At 57.1% G+C, this 18,577-nt stretch carries 15 protein-coding genes; 8 read left to right on the top strand and 7 right to left on the bottom strand.

Features of this window, described 5'->3' with window-relative positions; all coding sequences use genetic code 11:
* Positions 1-176 precede the first annotated feature (176 nt).
* The 5 genes from GRI35_RS04525 to GRI35_RS04505 all read right to left on the bottom strand — a co-directional run bounded on the left by GRI35_RS04525 (position 177) and on the right by GRI35_RS04505 (position 5,970).
* On the bottom strand, positions 177-626 hold the full coding sequence (locus GRI35_RS04525; protein ID WP_160613067.1) for a hypothetical protein: 450 nt from the start codon (positions 624-626) through the stop codon (positions 177-179).
* A 125-nt stretch (positions 627-751) separates the two neighbouring features.
* On the bottom strand, positions 752-2,611 hold the full coding sequence (locus GRI35_RS04520; protein ID WP_160613066.1) for a DUF885 domain-containing protein: 1,860 nt from the start codon (positions 2,609-2,611) through the stop codon (positions 752-754).
* Between the two features lie 107 nt (positions 2,612-2,718).
* Positions 2,719-3,642, bottom strand: a complete 924-nt coding sequence (locus GRI35_RS04515) for an MBL fold metallo-hydrolase (RefSeq protein WP_290258941.1) — start codon at positions 3,640-3,642, stop codon at positions 2,719-2,721.
* Positions 3,639-4,925 carry a metal-dependent hydrolase family protein gene (locus GRI35_RS04510; protein WP_160614754.1) on the bottom strand — a complete coding sequence of 429 codons (1,287 nt, stop codon included), beginning with the start codon at positions 4,923-4,925 and terminating at the stop codon, positions 3,639-3,641. Before GRI35_RS04510 ends, GRI35_RS04515 begins: the two co-directional genes overlap by 4 nt.
* 154 nt (positions 4,926-5,079) lie before the next feature.
* A complete protein-coding gene (locus GRI35_RS04505; RefSeq protein ID WP_160613065.1) occupies positions 5,080-5,970 on the bottom strand; it encodes a LysR family transcriptional regulator in 891 nt (296 codons plus the stop codon).
* A 119-nt stretch (positions 5,971-6,089) separates the two neighbouring features.
* On the opposite strand from GRI35_RS04505, the gene GRI35_RS04500 reads away from it, so the two are divergent.
* From GRI35_RS04500 to GRI35_RS04490, 3 genes are all read left to right on the top strand, one after another.
* The gene (locus tag GRI35_RS04500; protein WP_160613064.1) at positions 6,090-9,179 is read left to right on the top strand and encodes a TonB-dependent receptor plug domain-containing protein; all 3,090 of its coding nucleotides are present in this window, start codon (positions 6,090-6,092) and stop codon (positions 9,177-9,179) included.
* Positions 9,180-9,352: 173 nt separating this feature from the next.
* Positions 9,353-11,419 (top strand): S9 family peptidase, encoded by a 2,067-nt coding sequence (locus GRI35_RS04495; protein ID WP_160613063.1) that lies wholly within the window; start codon positions 9,353-9,355, stop codon positions 11,417-11,419.
* Between the two features lie 54 nt (positions 11,420-11,473).
* Positions 11,474-11,983, top strand: coding sequence for a hypothetical protein (locus tag GRI35_RS04490; RefSeq protein ID WP_160613062.1), 510 nt, complete (start codon positions 11,474-11,476; stop codon positions 11,981-11,983).
* Here the strand turns inward: GRI35_RS04490 and GRI35_RS04485 are convergent.
* Both GRI35_RS04485 and GRI35_RS04480 read right to left on the bottom strand, forming a co-directional pair.
* The gene (locus GRI35_RS04485; RefSeq protein ID WP_160613061.1) at positions 11,980-12,882 is read right to left on the bottom strand and encodes a MipA/OmpV family protein; all 903 of its coding nucleotides are present in this window, start codon (positions 12,880-12,882) and stop codon (positions 11,980-11,982) included. The genes GRI35_RS04490 and GRI35_RS04485 overlap by 4 nt on opposite strands.
* A gap of 62 nt (positions 12,883-12,944) precedes the next feature.
* The gene (locus GRI35_RS04480) at positions 12,945-13,535 is read right to left on the bottom strand and encodes a DUF2585 domain-containing protein (RefSeq protein WP_160613060.1); all 591 of its coding nucleotides are present in this window, start codon (positions 13,533-13,535) and stop codon (positions 12,945-12,947) included.
* Positions 13,536-13,611: 76 nt separating this feature from the next.
* Here GRI35_RS04480 and crtY point away from each other — a divergent pair, with 76 nt between their 5' ends.
* Genes crtY through GRI35_RS04455 form a run of 5 tightly spaced genes read left to right on the top strand, consistent with a single transcriptional unit; the run spans position 13,612 to position 18,551 of the window.
* Complete coding sequence (gene crtY / locus GRI35_RS04475; protein WP_160613059.1) at positions 13,612-14,841, top strand: lycopene beta-cyclase CrtY; 1,230 nt, start codon at positions 13,612-13,614, stop codon at positions 14,839-14,841.
* On the top strand, positions 14,842-16,434 hold the full coding sequence (locus GRI35_RS04470; protein ID WP_160613058.1) for a phytoene desaturase: 1,593 nt from the start codon (positions 14,842-14,844) through the stop codon (positions 16,432-16,434). It begins immediately after the preceding gene.
* The gene (locus GRI35_RS04465; protein WP_160613057.1) at positions 16,431-16,871 is read left to right on the top strand and encodes a surface-adhesin E family protein; all 441 of its coding nucleotides are present in this window, start codon (positions 16,431-16,433) and stop codon (positions 16,869-16,871) included. The genes GRI35_RS04470 and GRI35_RS04465 overlap by 4 nt, the downstream gene beginning before the upstream one ends.
* Entirely contained in the window at positions 16,868-17,449 is a 582-nt protein-coding gene (locus GRI35_RS04460; RefSeq protein ID WP_160613056.1) for an LOG family protein, read from the top strand. The genes GRI35_RS04465 and GRI35_RS04460 overlap by 4 nt, the downstream gene beginning before the upstream one ends.
* Before the next feature lies 1 nt (position 17,450).
* Positions 17,451-18,551 (top strand): phytoene/squalene synthase family protein, encoded by a 1,101-nt coding sequence (locus GRI35_RS04455; RefSeq protein ID WP_160613055.1) that lies wholly within the window; start codon positions 17,451-17,453, stop codon positions 18,549-18,551.
* Positions 18,552-18,577: the final 26 nt, after the last annotated feature.

Here is an 18,577-nt window from a genome sequence, read left to right as displayed (position 1 = left end):
TTTTTGGCTTTCTTACTACTGGAAGAAGTTCACTTACGCTTCGGCGTCTGACTTGATCATCAAAATACCAATCGCAAGGAACAGAGTGGCCGCCGTGCCTGCGCCGCCAGCGGGACGGACAATCTCCATACCCACGGCCATGCTGTAAAGGTTAGTAGCGATAGCTACGATACCGGCTAGAACAGCCAACCCGCCAAAGCTTTCGCCACGCCGCCGCCATTGAACAATGTCGCGCTCAGGAGGATTGCCGCAAAGCCGAACAGAAACTTGCATGCGAAATACAGAAAGAATGCGCCCGCCAATACAGCAGTGAACGCCGGGGCTAGTGCTTCGCCGGCATCACTGAGCGGACCAAACATCGCAAGACCCATACCGACCTGGATAACATTCAGAATGCCGCCGACTGCAATTGCTGCCCACAGCGCGCTATGCGCCGATTGCCGCGCCATTGCGACCAGTGCGAAAACCGAGATGCCAAGGAAGGCAACTGCTTCAGCAGTCCAGATCAGCATCCGTGGCGGCTCGCTTCCGCCGGACGAAATGCCAACATAAAGAAGCTTCGAGATAACGGTGAAAAGTAGCAGAACAGCGGTCAGCTTTGCCGAGCGATTTGCGGTAATGTCCATTTTGATAGTCCCTGCTACGTATTAACGCTTCGGGCGCAATTCGCCCTTGTCCCCTGTTCGCGACAGCATGCGATCCGGTTACAAACGCAACCAATATTTCTCACAGAGCCCTTAGAAGGGCCCGATTACATGGATTGGCTGGCAATCCAGTCTTCGATCTTCTTCTCCAGCACGGGCAGCGGCAAAGCGCCGGTATCGAGCACTTGAGCGTGGAAACCTTTGATGTCGAAATCGTCGCCCAGCGCAGTTTCGGCTTTCTCGCGAAGTTCCTGAATCTTGAGCGCACCGACCTTATACGCCAGCGCCTGCGTCGGAATCGCGATGTAACGCTCCACTTCGGCAGTGGCGTCGGTTTGCCCCATCGATGAATTGTCGATCATATACTGGATCGCTTGATCGCGGGTCCAGCCTTTGGTGTGGAGACCGGTATCGACCACCAGCCGCATTGCACGGAGCTGTTCGTCGGCGAGCGTGCCCATCCGCTGATAGGGATCATCGAACAAGCCCATCTCGTATCCGATGGTCTCCGAATAGAGCGCCCAGCCTTCGACATAGGCGGTGTTCCCGCCGAAGCGCATAAACGCGGGAATGTCTTCATTCTCGCGCGCCAAACTGATCTGGAAGTGATGCCCCGGGGCGCCTTCGTGCAGATAGAGCGTGGTGTTGCCGATGATGTTGCGGCTCGGCAAGTCGTAAGCGTTGAAGTAGAAAATACCGGGACGGGAACCGTCGGCTGAACCCGCCTGATAAGACCCGCCCGCCTGGAATTTCTCGCGGAACGGTTCGTAGGGGCGAATTTCCAGCGGCGTTTCCGGCGTGAGCGAGAAATAGTCATCGATCTTGGCATCCACGATCTTGCCGATCCGGTAATAATCTTGGGTCAGCCACTCCCGGCTCTCGGGCTGAAACTTCGGATCGGTGCGCAAATATTCGAAGAACTCCTGCAGGGTTCCGTCGAATCCGACTTCCTGTTTGACGCCTTCCATACCTTCAAGGATGCGCTTCACTTCCGAAAGGCCCAGATTGTGCAGATAGTCGGCAGTCAGCGGCAAAGTCGTCGTATTCTCGATCATCTGCGCATAGAGGACGTCACCGCCCTTCATCTGGCTCAGACCAACGCTCTCGCGCGCAACTGGCAGATATTCCTCTACCAGAAAATCGCGCAGCCGCGCATGGACCGCGTATATTTCACTGATCGCCACCTGATGATCGGCTTCGAGGCGGGCTTTGTCCTCATCGGAGAAATCATCGGGAAATTTCTTCATGGGGCCCCATAGGGGGGAGTCAGTAATGCCTTGCCCGAGCTGCGTGTTGAGCTGCTCGATCACATTGGTGATTGTCAGCTGCGTTTCAAAAACGCCGCTGGCCATCCCTTCGCGGAATTTGTCAATCGAACGATCGGTGATCGCGACATAGTCTTTGTGCCGCGCGACATTGTTCTCGTAATCTTCCACCGTTGCGAAAGGCGCACTGCCCTGCCCGCTGGCGAAAGTCGGATAGAAAGTGTGGAATCCGCTGAAGTGGTTGACCGGACGCACTTCGGTCAGCGCGCGGATTTCCGGCGAATTGCCTTTGAGCGATTGTTCCTGATTATATTGGAACACATCATAAGCGATCCGGTCCGTCGCGTTCAGCATATCGCGATCAATCTCGGCGAGGCCGGCCAGATTGGCTTTCGCGTTCGCAATGTCCTGTTCGACATATTCGTCGGTCAGAAAGTCACCGATCCGGTCGGCATAGCGCATATCCCCGCGGAACAGCGCGCTTATCGGATTGAGTTTGAGATTGGCTTCGTCAGCAGCGGCGAACAGGGCCGAGAGCTTCTCGCTCTCCGTTTCAGCGCCGGGTGCTCCTTCTATAGCACCAGCGGTCTCGGCAGGCGTAGCCGCTACCGTGTTCGCTGAAGCGACCTCGACATCGTTTGCACCGCAAGCAGCGAGCACCAGAGCGGATGCGCCGATCAGCGCGGAACGAAGAAAAATCATGTGGTGGTCCCCTGACAATAGAATCTTGTTACCGTGCGGTAGTCCGGTGCACGGCGTCAAGGCGCGCGCGCTTCGATCAACGGGTATCGCAGTTCGATCAATTGGCGTCAGTCGAGGCAAAACCGGTCACCGCGCCGCGCGATGTTGAAGCCTTTGGCTTTCGCCTCACGGCTTTCAGCGCTGTCCGGATCGCGGATCGGATTGGTGTGGTTGTAATGAATGAAATGGACCTTCGCGTGGTCGCTCGCGGTCAATTGCTTCAATGCTTCCATAGTTTCGATCACGCGCGGATGCGGGATCTTTGACATATCACGGCCGGGCAACTCATCATCGTCATAGAATGTGGCGTCGACGAACAGATAATCGATACCGGCAACGAGAGCTTCTGGTTCACCGTTCTCCTGATCGAGAAACGCCTCCCAACTGTCGATATCGGGAAGATAGATCGCTCGCCGGTCAGGAGTCATCAGCACAAAGCCAACCGTCTCGGAATATTCGTCACGGTGCGGGACGCTGAATGGCAGAACGCCGAATTCGTCGCTGGTGACAACAAAACCGTCCGCCGTCATCTCGCGCAGTTCGATATTACCCAGCGAAACCAGCTGGGACCACGGCCCGTTCGTCCGCAAAAACTCAGCCATACGAGGCATGGCGTAGACCGGCACATTGCTCGCGCCCGCCGCTTCGCGGCCCAGATAGGCCAAGCCGAGATAATGCCCGATATGTGCATGGGTGAGGAAAATGCCGTCCAGACCAAGACCGTCCTTCGGCGGCGCAATCGCATCTAGCATCGCGAGTTGTTCGGAAATTGCCGGGGATGCGTCGAACAAGAAACGCTGGCCGTTCTCGCGATCGATCACCGCGAGCGAGCTTGGCAGCAGTCGCGGCCCGTCATCATCCGCATTACCGATCTGAGGAGCACCTGCATCCTGACCCGCGCCCAAAACAACTAGCTCTCTCTGACAGATCGGCGCTTCCTGCGAGGCGGCAGGGGCTTGCGAGACCGCCAAAGCGAGCGCGCTTAGGATCACTCCACAATCCGCCCGCGCACCATTACCCAGTCGACATCTTCGAGCACAGCCACATCGGTTAGCGGATTACCATCCACCGCAATAATATCTGCTGAATAACCGGGCGCGATGCGGCCGATTTCATTCTCCAACCCGATCACTTCGGCAGCAACGGTAGTCGCGCTTGCCAGAGCCTGCCGATTGGTCATTCCACCCTTGGTCATCAAGCCGAACTCACCCGCATTCTGACCGTGTGGGAACACGCCGGCGTCGGTGCCGAAGGCAATTTTCACGCCGTATTCGCGGGCGCGCTCGACAATGCTTTCTGCGAACGGACCGACTTCTCTGATCTTGTTCTCGACTACCGGCGTGTAGAACCCCTTGCCAAGGTTCACCCTTATGCCTTGGAACGCCATCAGCGTCGGTACCAGTATCGTGCCGTTCTCTCTCATCACGCGGCCCGCCTGCGCGTCAATATAGGTGCCGTGCTCGATCGTATGGACGCCCGCACGTGCCGCTGCCTCGATCCCGCGCGCACCATGCGCATGAGCAGCAACTTTGAGGCCCAGCGATTCCGCCGTATCGACAATCGCCTTCATCTCGGCATCGCTGAAATGCGCCTCCAGCCCGCGCCCCTGCTGGCTGAGGACGCCGCCAGTGGCAGTTATCTTGATGAGATCGGCGCCGTATTTCGAAGCCGTCCGCACCATTTCCGCGCATTCGGTCGGACCGGTACAGGCAAAGCTGGTGCCCAGCGCATCATTCACTTCTCGCCGGAAGCCGTTGATGTCTCCGTGTCCGCCTACAATCGCAATGGTCCGCGCAGAGGTGACGATCCGCGGGCCGGGTACCACACCGCTTGCTGTTGCCCGTCGCAGAGATTGTGTCACCTGATCGGTCCGCGAACCCAGATCGCGAACCGTGGTGAAGCCCGCCAATGCTGTGATCCGCGCATTTTTGGCTGCCAGCAAAGTATACCATTCGGGCGGATTGGTTGCAGCGCGCCAGAATTCTCCGCTGGGATCACCCGACAGATGGGTGTGCAAATCGATCAGGCCGGGCAACACGGTTTTTCCGGACAGATCGACTGTTTCGGCATCTCCGGAAGGTTCTGTATGGCCGTTCTGAATTGAGACGATCTTTCCGTCAGTCACAATGATGGTCGATGGTCCGCTCGCTTCACCCGAAGCATCGGCAATCACCGAGCCTGCGTGGATATAGGTTGTTTCAGCCAGCGCCGATGACCCGGCAATGCCAAGCGAAATGACGGCAGCGCCGGATAGTAATTTGGTCAGCCCGAACATCGTGTATCTCCCTGTTACGCCCATCATGCAGCGAACCGTTTGCTTGAGCAAGAATATAGCAGTCCAAGGGAGAGCGAACCGTATGATCAGTCAGCGTGATTGATGAGTGTTTCGTTTCCGCGGCCGGACGCGCCCACCGAGTGAGTGCGGCCATTCAAACCGGATCGGATAACGCGGCCCATATCCGCTTGACCACCGGATTGTCATTTTCGACCGAACGAAAGATGCGAATACTCATAGGGGACATCCACTCATCCGGTATCATTTCAGGACCTGGAGCGCCCTCTCCGATCAAGCTGTGCGGAACCCAGCAAAGGCCGAGCCGCTTTTCCGCAGCGGTCATAAGGCTTTCGGCCAACGACGCGCGGTATTTCGGGACCAAACGGTACCCGAAGTCATTTGCGGAAATGATCGAACGGACCACATGCGCCATAAATGTCGAATCAGCATATTTCAGGTAAGGAATTTCACTCTGATTGGCTGGACCGATATAGGACTCTGCATCTTGGGGGCCGCAATATGGCACCATCGCATCTTCGCCAATCACCAGACTAGGGAATTTCTCCTGATCGATATCGAATTGTACCGATGGATGGCTGTAGCACAGGAACATATCGCTGCTGCCATTGGTAAGACTGAGAAGATACTCTTCGACGGTTCTCGCGTCGGCAGTAATCGAGATACCGAAAGGTCCAATCCGTTCCGTCAAATCCGCCACAAGTTTCGGCACGAATGCAAGAGCAAGAGTATGCAGGCAGGCAAGATGCACCTCATAGTCTGCCGTACGGGCTGAGGCAGCGATACGAGACTGTGCCTCCTCACTCATGGCGACGATCTCTCGCGCCGTCTGGATAAAGTCTTCACCCTGCGGGGTCAGTGTGATCGGATGGTGCGAACGATCCAGCAATTCCGATCCGGCCCATATCTCTAGTGACTGGATACGCCTGCTGAGGGCGGACTGGGTGACGTGGCGGGTTTCAGCGGCCCGCGAGAAGCTCCCCAATTGAACGACATGGAGCAAGTCTTTTAGCCATTTGATGTCCATTTAATCGCGCCCCTCGATCTTATGCAAAATTTGCATAATTATTTCCTAATTACGAACTGGCACAATGACAACGATTATGGGCAATCTATGAACAAATATTGATCTGGGAGGAAAATAATATGTCACCGTTCAAAAGCCAGCTAATGGTGTTCACCTGTCTCGTTTCTGCGGGAATGATGTTCGGCGGCACGACTGCGGCAGCGCAGGATAACACCGAGCCCGATCCAACGCTGCCGCCCGGCCAAACCGGGGCATCGGATAACGACCCGATCATTGTGACCGGCTCTCGCATCGAACGGCCCATCGAAAACTCATCGGTCCCGCTTCAGGTACTCAGCGCTGACGATATTCAGGAAACAGGCACAGTCGACCTGCAAGAAGCGTTGGTGGAGCTTCCGGGCGTTTCTCCCTCTATTTCGCCGCAAAGCAGCAACAATCTGATCCAGACAAGCGGGCTATCGACCATCAGTCTGCGCCGCCTCGGTGATGATCGTACATTGGCCCTGATTAACGGCAAACGTGCTGTGTCCAACTCGGGCAACTCGGATCGCGTGAGCCTTTCAACCATACCGGAAGGGTTGTTGAAACGGGTCGATGTTGTCAGCGGCGGCTTTTCTGCGATTTACGGCTCTGACGCTATTGCAGGAGTCGTGAACTTTATCCTTGAAGACAGCTTCGAAGGTTTCGAGTTCAATGGTCGCTATATGGCTCCTGAGGCAAGCGGCGGTGAGGATTTCCGCGTCGGGTTCACAGCCGCGCAGCGGTTTGCCGATGATCGCGGCTACGTCCTGCTTTCGGGAAGCTACCGCGATGTGAACGCGATCCGCGCCGACGCCACCCGCCCGGAGTCGATCCTGGGGCTGGAATTCGACGATCCGCTCAACAACAGTGCGAACAGTTTCGCCGACGAGATCAACCAGCCCGGCTGCGATCCGGCCAATGAAGACAAGCATTGCCTGCTCGGGTCTTTCAGTCAGAGCACACCTGGCGGCGTGTTCGAGAATACCGATGCATGGTTCAAGGACGGCCGCTGGTTCAATGACCGCTCGCTGCAACCAGACGACCGAACCGGCTCGCAGGATTTTCTTGCCGATTTCGACGGTTACAATTTCCGTCCCGGGCTAAGCCTGCTGGGCGCACGCGAAATCTTCAATGTTGGCGCAAATCTGACCTACGAGTTCTCGCCTGCATTCGAAGTTTCGGTGCTGGGCCTGTACAACTTCATATCATCGAACACTTTCGGTGGTTTTGAAACGCTCAACCACAGCGATACTTTTGGGCCGAATGCCGGGCAGATCGGGAATATTGCGGCCGATCACCCCTTCATTCCGCCCGAAGTCGAAGAAACCCGGTCAGGCTCTGTCGATTATGACCGCCGTTTGGTCGAACTGGGCCAACAACAGCGGCTCAACGATCGTGAAACCTACCGGTTGATGGCCGACATCACCGGCGAACTGGGTCCGAACTTCCAATATGAAGCCTATGCGACCTACGGCAAATTCCGTCAGGACCAAGTCAACACCGGCGAATATAATATGCGTAGGGCGCAAGATGCCTTGAACGTTGAGGTCTTAGCTGGCGGGACAGTCCAATGTGCACGGGCGGCGGCCAGAGCAGAAGGCTGTGTGCCGCTGAACATTTTTGGCGAAGGGACGGTGTCCCAAGCTGCGGCCGACTATATCCGCTATATCGGTAGAGCGTCACAAACGCGCACCCAGTTCAGCACAGGCGCATTTGTGCGCGGAGACCTTTTCGATATCTGGGCCGGGCCGGTCAAGGCTGTGCTCGGAGTGGAATATCGTTATGAGGGCCAAGAAACCTTCGGTGATCCCGATGGTGATGATTTCGCCGGCATCAACGGTGTGCGCGATCTTAACGATGGCGCGACGCGTGATACGCCGGGCTTTGCTCCGGATATCGACTTCGACCAGACCAGCCTCGCCACCTTCCCGAGCGTCGATGTGAGCTACAAGGTCAAGGAGATCTTCGGCGAACTCGAAGTTCCATTGATCGACAATATGCTTAATCTGCAGCTTGCGGGCCGGATCGCAGATTACAACACAATTGGCACGATCTTCAGTTACAATGCGGGCCTCAGTTTCCGCCCTACGGACTGGCTGCGACTGCGCGGTCAATATGCCCGTGCACAGCGCGCACCAAACTTGACGGAAATCTTCTCTCCGCCCCGCCCGGATGCGGACGGCCTTACCGATCCGTGTGAAGGCTTGCTACCTGATAAGACGGGACTGAGAACCTTGTCGGGAACGGGCGGCGAGAATGCCGATCTGAAGATCGTCGCGGAAAACTGTCTCGCAGAACCTGGCATTCAGGCCTTTTTCGCAGATCCGGCAAACATCGATCCTGACACTGGACAAGTGATCGGTTTTGATGGTCCGGGATCGGTGCAGGGTCCCAATGCCGGTAATCCCAACGTGAAGGAAGAAACCGCCGACACTTTCACGGCAGGCCTTGTGTTTACACCGGATTTCATTCCCGGCCTGACCGTGGCGCTCGATTATTATCGGATTGAGATCAGCGATGCGATTACCTCGATCAGCACACAAAACACTGTCGATCTGTGCTATTCCGCAGCCGACTATCCCAATAACAGATTCTGCGACGTGATCACGCGCAACCCCGCCGATGGCGCGGTTACCGAAGTGATCAATTTCCAGGAGAACCTCAACGAGGAACTCGTGGAGGGTCTCGACGCACAGCTGCTCTATCGATTTGAGCCAGGGTTCATCCCGGGCCGGTTCGATGTGGACATGCGCTATAGCCACTATTTCAAGCAGGAAGTCACATTCGAAGGCATTGGTGGGACGATCATAACCACATCGCCGCTCGGCGAAATTGGTAGCCCGAACGACGAATTCCGTTTGCGGGTAGGATATCGTACGGGGGGCTTCCGCCTCTCTTACACGATGACGTACCAAGGCGGCGGTGTCGACGACATCGAGAGCGATCCCAATCCGACCGACGACCGCTATTATCGGGTCAGTGGACAGGATTATCATCGCATCTATGCGGCTTACGACTTCGGGCCGAATGACAATCTCAGGATTTTTGGCGGGGTGAACAACTTGTTCGACGACTACGGGCCGTTCGTTCCGACCGGGCTCGACAATGGCAGTTCGCTGAATATCGTCAGCAGCCTGAACGATCCCGCCGGTCGTGAATTCTACGCAGGCGTTCGAGTGCGCTACTAGGGTTGCGGATGGCGTCTTTGCAGGGGTAACGGCGCCTTCCGTTGCCCCTGCTGCTTTCTCATCTGCAATCGCGCCGCTGCAGGAAACCACTTGTCGTGTAACCGGTTGCATCGGAAACCACTTGCGATATTGAGCGTTGCTATAACAGTTCGTCACGAGAGGAAAATTTCATAATGACTCGCAAGCTTCTGCTCGCTGCCACATTACTTGGCTCGGTATCCATCGCCGCGACTGCATCGGCCCGCCCGATGACCCCAGAAGATGTCGCCAAACTGGAAGGTGTTGGCGCAATCACTGTGTCGCCGGATGGCAGCCGCGTCGCGTACACAACCAACAGCACGCCAGATGTCACCGAAGGCGAAGATAATGGCTCGACACAGAGCGAGCTCAACATCGCCTATGGCCCCAATAATTCGCGGATGTTCTTGCCCAAGGATGTCGATCCATCGAATATCACATTCTCACCCGATGGCCGGATGGTCAGTTTCACATGGAAGCATGATGACGACAAATACCGCGCGGTTTGGGGTATCCCTGTCGATGGCGGTACGCAGGTAAAGCTTGCCGAAGTTGGCGATGCCAATGTCCGTAGCCACACATGGAGCCCGGACAGCAGTACACTTTATATGCTTGCGAGCGCCGCGACCGATAAGCAGCGCGACACGCAAAAGAAAGCCGGGTTCAACTCTGTAGTCTATGAAGAGGAAGCGGGCTGGACCCGCCTGTTCTCGGCGAAGGTTGGCGACACAGTCGATAAAGAACCAAAAGAGTGGGAAGTTCCTGGCTACGTCTCCAGCTTCCAGGTTGCGCCAAACGGAACCACTGCGATTATCGAAACCGCGCCAACCCCGCAGGTCGATGACAGCTACACATCCAAACGGGTTAACATTCTTGATCTCATTACGGGTGAAGTCAGCGCCGTGGTCGAAACCCCGGGCAAGATTGGTGATGTCGAATTCTCGCCTGACAGCAGCAAGCTATCGCTGATTGCCGGTATCGATATGAACGACCCGGCGGCGACGACGCTGCATATTGTTGATGTCGCTACTGGCGAGTTCCGCCGTGCGGAAGCCGACCCGACCGATGCAGCTGTCGACGCGGAATTCCTGCCCAATGGCGACCTTGCCACGGTGTTTCACGCAGGTGCGTCCAGCTACATTCAAATCGGAAAACCCGGCGGCGTTGCCACCATGACCATCCCAGGCGGCGATCTGGCAATTACCGGCATTGAGGCTGGCGGAGACAAAATTGTTGTCCGCGCCAGTACCGCCGAGCACCCGAGCGAACTGTTTTCCTATGATGATGGCAAGTTCACACGCTGGACTGAGCACAATCCATGGCTGTCCGAAATTACCTTCGGCGAGCAGAGCATTGTGACATACACCGCGCGCGACGGTCAGGAAGTCGAAGGCATTCTGATCAAACCAGTCGGCGGTGTTCCGGCTGGCGGTGCTCCGCTTATCATGGACGTCCATGGCGGTCCTGAAGCGCATGAATCGAACGGCTGGCTGACCAATTATGGTGGCCCCGGCCAAGTTGCAGCGGGCCAAGGTTATGCTGTGTTCCTGCCCAACTATCGCGGTTCGACCGGATATGGCGTCGCTTTTGCCAAGCAGCACCAAGGCGATTATGCCGGTAAGGAGTTCAATGACATCGTCGATGCCAAGCGTCACCTTGTCGCTGAAGGCATTGCCGATGCAGACCGTGTCGGCATCACTGGCGGATCCTATGGCGGTTACGCGACCGCGTGGGGAGCAACAGCTCTGTCTGAAGAATATGCCGCAGCCGTCATGTTTGTCGGGATTTCGAACCAGATCAGCAAATTCGGTACGGGCGACATCCCTTACGAAATGTACAACGTCCACAGTCTTAAATGGCCATGGGATGATTGGCAGGCGATGCTGGAAGTCTCTCCGATTTTCCACGTTGACAAGGCCGAGACCCCGATCCTGATCATGCATGGTGAGGAAGATACCCGCGTCGATCCGGGCCAGAGTTTCGAGCTCTACCGCTCGATCAAAATTCGCAAGCCGGACACACCGGTACGTATGGTGTTGTATCCCGGTGAAGGCCACGGCAACCGTATGGCTGCCGCGCGCTATGACTATAATCTGCGGATGATGGAATGGTTCGACACCTATCTGAAGACTGGCGATCGCAAGGCAGAAATGCCCGGACCCCGCCCGCAATTGGCTGAAGGCGCCAAAGGTGCCGAGGCATCATCTGACGACGAGGAATAAACCTTAACCTTGATCCGCTAACAGGCTCGCCGACCGCAAAACGGGAGGCGAGCCATGCGCGGAATATTCGGTTTGATTGTGGGGATAGGGCTGGTTGCTTTTGCTGCCGGTTTCCTGGAAATAGACAGCGAAGCACCCCTGTTCCTGCGGATTATTCTCGCGCTGTTCGGGCTCATCCTGATCTGGGCCAGCCTGTACCATTCACGGTTACGACTGAAGCGCTGGGCGGTTTATAATGGTGGCCGCGAGAAGCATGGGTTCGCATGTCTGCTGCGGCAGACGGGCGAGGACAATCTCGTTGCTGAAGTTACTTTCAAATCGGCTAATGACGAATGGCTAATCACGCTTGATTCGTCGAGTATGAAGGCGACACTCGCAACAATCGGCGATCAAGTGCAGGCGATCGCGTGGCTGGGCAAAGATGGCTTGATTTACGGCCTCGACCTGAATGGACAGCGCACGCTGCCGCTCTCACCCGGTCAACCGATCACTCGCGAGATGCGAGAGAAAATGGACCGCCAAAGCCAGCGCCGCGAACTGAGAGCGCAAAGGCTTTCGTCCTAAAAGGTATAACCAAGCCCGACGCCGACAAAGAACTGATCTGCGGTGCCGCGTATCGCAGTATAGGGATTGTTCTTCGCATCATCGATCAACCGCGAATAGCCGCCGATAACAACCGCGTTGAGCCCACCATTAAGCGCATTGCCGTCGAGGTCGACGCCGACCAACGTGGTCGCGCTAACCCGGGTGAACCCGCCATCGGCAGTGAATTGGGGGAGGCCGCTGGCAGCGCTTTGCGCCGTGTTCACCGAGTAATAATAATCGGCGAAATCATCGCTGGCATATTCGGTGCCGAGCGACAGCGAGACAAATGTTCCCCGATTGACCGGCGTCGAATAGGTTATGCTGGGATCGATCACCATTCCGCCATGCGCGCCCGCGACATCCCAGCGGATATCGGCACCCATGGTCAAACTATCGAACGGGTTGAGCAATTTCGGGAAGCTGATTCCGGTCGCTGCGCCTACTTCGACCGCACGGTCCAATTCGCCCGCCAATTCCACAACCGGATCTTCGATCTGGTCGGCGCGATCGTTGCGCAACCGAATTGCAGGACCGAACGTAATGTTCGGGCCATCATCGGTGTCGGGAATAAAATCGAGCGCCAAACCAGCGGGACGCGGGCTGATATCGACGCCAGCTACGCTGCCCTGTACAACGGGGAGCGGATTGAACACATAGTCGTCCGACCCGGTGTAGCTGGGGCTATAGGCGACACCGAAACCAATATTGATCCATGTGTCGTCAAATACGGAATCCGGCGGCCCGCCTGGTCCCGCTTCAACGCCTTCAGGCGGTCCAACCGGAGGGCCAACAGGCGCCTCACTGGTCTGCGCCGAAGCGGGCACTGCGATAAGAGCGAGTGCGCTGGATGCCAGCCCGGTGAGAATTCTATGTGTCATTTTAAACCTCTGTTTCAACTCTACAACGGTGCAGGAGGTCCGCTGTTCCTGCCGTGCAGCAATTAACCCATGCCCTGCCATTCCCGGATCGCTTCAAATGGCCAAAGCAGCATAATCACATTGAGCGTCAGATTGTCGCGCACCACCATTGCCGCAAGGATTTCCATGATGATGGCGAGCACCACGGTGACCCGAACCGGCAATTTCAAAGCGAGGTAAAAACCCAAGCTCATCCAGCCCAGGTCGGCCAACGAATTGATAATACTGTCACCCGCATAACCGAAATTGACCGTGACCGAGCGATATCGGTCGATCACCATCGGGGTATTCTCGACAATCTCCCACGCCGCCTCAAGTGCGATCGCGAGCGTAAAGCTCCAGCGCGCGGCAGATTTGCCGCCAAGTCCCAGCTTCACGAATAGCAACCACCCCAATCCGTAAAACAGCATGCCATGGATGATATGGCTCGGCGTGTACCAGTCAGACAGATGCTGGCTGTTGCCCGACGAATTAATGTCACCATACCACAGGCTGACATAGCCGCATTCGCAGATCGGCGGGCGGTTCATCGCGAACAACACGGCAAGCGTAACGACAACAATAGCGATGGCAGCGATGGTAGCCCGGCGATGGGGGACGAGGGTCTGTGTCATACCGCTTTGTGCCACAGCGATTTTGTTGCGCAAGGCAATTGCTCACAAAGCGGTTGCGCCCTAGGGCAATCTGACAATGACCGGGCGTGCGCAGACATCTTCAGCCGAAAGCAGAACCGAAGTCGCCATCGTCGGCGGCGGGCTTGCTGGTGGGCTGATCGCACTGGCGCTGCGGCGGCGGCATCCGGAGATGCAAATCGCGCTGATCGAAGCGGGTGAGACGCTGGGCGGCAATCATAGGTGGAGCTGGTTCGACAGCGATCTGGACGCAGATGGCACCGATTTGATGGCACCATTCCGCAAAGCCGAGTGGAGCGGGTATGAGGTCCGTTTTCCAGCATACCGCCGGAAACTGAGCTCCACCTATCGCTCGCTGACTTCGAGCGATTTTGACGCCGCATTGCGCCGCGAAATGGGCAATCAGGCAATTATGACCAATCGCCCGGTTGCTGCGCTGGACGGCAAAGGCGTGACGCTGGAAAACGGACAGCGCATTTCCGCGCGTACGGTCATCGATTGTCGCAGCTCCGAACCGGGCGAGCAATTTACGGGCGGCTGGCAAATCTTCATGGGGCGCCGCACACGCACGCACCAACCGCATGGGGTCGAGCGGCCGATCATCATGGATGCAACGGTCGAACAACTCGCGCCTTATGATGGCGCGGGTGCTTACCGGTTTGTCTATGTCCTGCCGCTTGGCGTCAACGAGCTGTTTGTCGAGGATACCTATTACGCCGATGATCCGGTTCTGGACCGCAGCGCCTTGTCCGGCCGCCTCGATCAATATTGCGCGAAGCACGGGTGGGATGGCGACATTCTGGGCGGAGAATCGGGTATTCTTCCGGTCATCACCGGCGGCGATTTTCGCGCCTATCAGGCGGATCAGGAAATCGAAGGCGTCAGCATCGCGGGTGCACGCGGCGGCTTCGTGCATCCGCTCAGCAGCTATACCCTACCCTTCGCAGTCGAGAACGCGCTCGCAATCGCCGAAGACGCGCTGCTACCCGGCGATCAATTGGCAGCCTTGCTTGAAACCCGCGCTCGCCGGCATTGGAAGCGCACGAAATTCTACCGCAAGCTTGGCGCTATGCTCTTTGGCGCGGCAGAACCGGCCAAACGCTACAAGATATTCGAGCATTTCTACCGGCTGTCGGAATCGCTGGTTGAACGATTTTACGCAGGAAATTCACGCCTCGGGGACAAAGCACGCGTCCTTATTGGCAAGCCGCCCGTATCTGTCATCAGAGCCATTGCGGCTCTGACCGGCAAAGGCGCGCCATTGGCTGCGCGTAAGGAGAACAATTAGATGAGCGGGACCACCGTCACAGACACGAATACCGGCACCAACGCCCCTGAGCTGGATATCGGTGTTGTGCCCGCAACCGGGGGTGCCGTCGCGCAGACGGGTGCGAACACGGGTAAATCCGCCTGCGTTGTCGGTTCCGGCTTCGGCGGCATGGCGCTCGCTATTCGCCTGCAATCTGCAGGCATTCAGACAACGGTGATCGAAGCGCGCGACAAGCCCGGTGGCCGTGCGTATTTCTGGGAAAAAGATGGCTTCACTTTCGATGGCGGACCAACCGTTGTTACCGATCCGCCGTGCCTTGAAGAATTGTGGGAACTCACCGGCCACGACATGAAAGAAGATGTCGAGCTAATGAAGGTTCATCCCTTCTACCGGCTCAACTGGCCTGACGGACACAATTTCGATTATTCTAATGTCGAAGAGGAATTGAACGCCGAGATCGCCAAGCTCGATCCGGAAGATGTCGAGGGCTATCGCCGTTTCTTGGAATATTCGGCAGGCGTCTATGAGGAAGGCTACGTCAAGCTGGGCACTGTCCCGTTTCTCGATTTCAAGTCGATGCTCAAAGCGGCCCCGGCGTTGATCAAAAAACAGGCATGGCGCAGCGTTTATTCGATGATTTCGAGCTTCGTGAAGAGCGAGAAGCTACGCGAGGCGCTCAGCTTCCACACTCTGCTGGTGGGCGGCAATCCGTTCAAAACCAGTGCGATCTACACGCTGATCCACAAGCTGGAGAAAGACGGCGGCGTGTGGTGGACGCGCGGAGGCACCAACCGCCTGATCGCAGGCATGATCCGTCACTTCGAACGGCTCGGCGGAACCATGATGGTGGGCGATCCGGTGGTCCAGATCCACACGATTGGCAACAAAGCCACCGAAGTTGAGACCAAAAGCGGTTTTAAACAGCGCTTCGACGCGGTCGCCAGCAATGCCGACATCATGCATTCCTATCGCGACCTGCTGTCAGGCAGCAAACGCGGAAAAGACAACGCTAAGAAACTCGCACGCAAAAGCTACAGCCCCGGCCTGTTCGTGGTTCATTTCGGGCTGGAAGGCACATGGCCCGGCATCCCGCATCACATGATCCTGTTCGGCCCGCGTTATAAGGGCCTGCTCGACGATATTTACGATCACGGCGTGCTGCCGCAGGATTTCAGCATCTATTTGCACCATCCAACGGTTACCGATCCGAGTATGGCCCCCAAAGGCAAAAGCACTTTTTACGCGCTCGTACCGGTTGCCCATATGGGCAAGCTGGCGGTCGATTGGGACGAGATTGGCCCCATCCTCGAAAAACGCATCTTGGATGAGGTGGGCCGCCGCCTGATCCCCGATATCCATGACCGGATCGTGACCAAGTTCCACTATGCGCCCAAGGATTTCGAGCAGGATCTGAACGCGCACCTGGGCAGCGCCTTCAGCCTCGAGCCGGTATTGTGGCAAAGCGCCTATTTGCGCGGCCACAACCGCGATGATGTGATCGACAATTTCTACCTGACCGGCGCTGGCACACATCCCGGCGCAGGTATTCCCGGTGTGGTAGGCAGTGCTAAGGCGACGGCAGGATTGATGATCGAGGATTTGAAGCGGTGAGCGGCATAAATAGGATTCTTCACCTGTCAGCCATCTGCGTCTTGCTTGCGCCAAGTTCCGCGGCGGCCACCCAAGAGTCAGACGAGCTCGTGTGGGAAGCGTTCGCCAAGTCTCAGACTGGCAATACATATCTTGCGGCGCCGCAGACCATAAAGCCGCCTCAGGCACATAGTACCAGAACGGCGCCTTTCACGGAGATCTGGATCAGGACCGAGTTTGCAGAGACCGATGAAGCTGGAACGCAGTCGACCGAAACGCTTTGGTATATCCTGTGTGACGAACAACAGTTTATGATGGGATCAATCTACGCCTTTGACGCGCAGGAAAAGATACTGTGGAGCGATCATAAGACCGGTTACCACAAGAGGAAAAACTACGAACCCATCCCAGAGCTTAGCGTGATATCGCAAATAGCGGCGGTGGCGTGCGCCAAATGAAACGCCTCGCAGTCTATTGCGGCTCTGCTACACCCGAAGATTCACGCTATATGGAGCTTGCGCGCCATGTCGGCGAAACGTTGGCACAGCGTGATATCGGTGTGGTCTATGGCGGCGGTCGGCTCGGACTGATGGGCGCGGTTGCATCGGGCGCGCTCGATGCAGGCGGTGAAGTAATCGGAGTTATCCCCGAGGCGCTTGCGGGCAGCGAAGTCGCCAACACCGATTGCACCGAACTCCACACTGTTCCCGGGATGCATGAACGCAAAAAGGCCTTCACCGATTTGTCCGATGGCTTCATCACCATTCCCGGCGGTGTCGGCACTATGGACGAATTATGGGAAGCGATGAGCTGGGCGCAACTTGGCTATCACAGCGATCCGGTAGGCTTGCTCAACGCGTTCGGTTTCTTCGACGATCTGATTTCGTTCAATGCGAAGATGGTGGAAGTCGGCTTCGTCCGGCCCGCGCATCAGAACATCCTGATCTCGGCGAACACGATGGACGCGCTGCTCGACAAAATGGCGCGCTACGTTCCGCACACGCCGATCTTCAAAATGAAGGCGGATGATTTGTAATATGAGCAACGCCGGCAAAACGGCACAGCGCCGCCCCAAAAAGGTCAGCCCGCGCACTCTCGCGCCGTCGCTTATTCTTCGTCCCACCCCGCGTCAGGCGGGCGGCGGACGGTACCGCCACGCTCTGGTTCAAAAAAGCTACGCCATGATCGCCGAAGGATCGAAAAGCTTCGCAGCCGCGAGCCGGCTGTTCGATCCGGTCACACGCGAACGTGTGTGGATGCTCTACGCATGGTGCCGCCGCTGCGATGATATCGCTGACGGACAGGAGATGGGCGGTGAACTGGGCAACCAGTCGAACATTGCCGACCGGGTCAAATCAATCCGCATCCTCACCCGCCGCGCTCTCGCTGGCGAACCGACCGCCGATGTTGCGTTCGATGCGTTCGGGCAAGTCGCCAGCGAAGTCGGCCTCACCATGCAACATGCCGATGATGTGATCGCCGGATTTGAGCTGGACGCGCAGGATTGGCGACCGCGCAGTGAAGATGATCTGGCGCGCTATTGCTATCACGTTGCGGGTGCCGTGGGCGTCATGATGGCGAAAGTCATGGGTGTGCAGGACGACGACGAATATACGCTGGATCGTGCCTGCGATCTGGGCCTGGCGTTCCAGCTCGCCAATATCGCGCGCGATCTGGACGAGGATGACCGCGCTGGCCGTTGTTACCTGCCGATGGAATGGCTCGCGGAAGAAGATATCGAACCCGGTCAATTGATGAAGCCGCATCATCAGTGGGAACGCGCCGATCTGGCATCACGGCTCGTGCTGCGGATGGACCGTCACGCAAAAGCTGCACGCCTCGGCACGGTGCGCCTGCCGTTCCGTAGCCGCTGGGCGATTTTAGCCGCCGCTAACATCTATTCTGAGATTGGCCTTGAAGTGCGCAGGCGCGGGCCAAAGGCATGGGACCACCGCGTCGTTATCCCGGCATGGGAGAAGCTGCGCCTGATCACATCTGCGTTTTTTGAAGCGATCCGCAACAACCCGCTACCGCCCGATGAGATGCCAGTATGGACGCGAGATGCAATCTTGCTGGAAGTGCGGATGCGCGGTCCGATTGCCGAGGCCACGATGGAGCCGCTGCCTGACGGGGAATGACGCAGGCAAATGGCGGCGAACTACGC

This window comes from Pontixanthobacter aestiaquae (genome assembly GCF_009827455.1).
Lineage (GTDB): Bacteria > Pseudomonadota > Alphaproteobacteria > Sphingomonadales > Sphingomonadaceae > Pontixanthobacter > Pontixanthobacter aestiaquae.
This window is presented reverse-complemented; position numbering and strand designations above follow the sequence as displayed.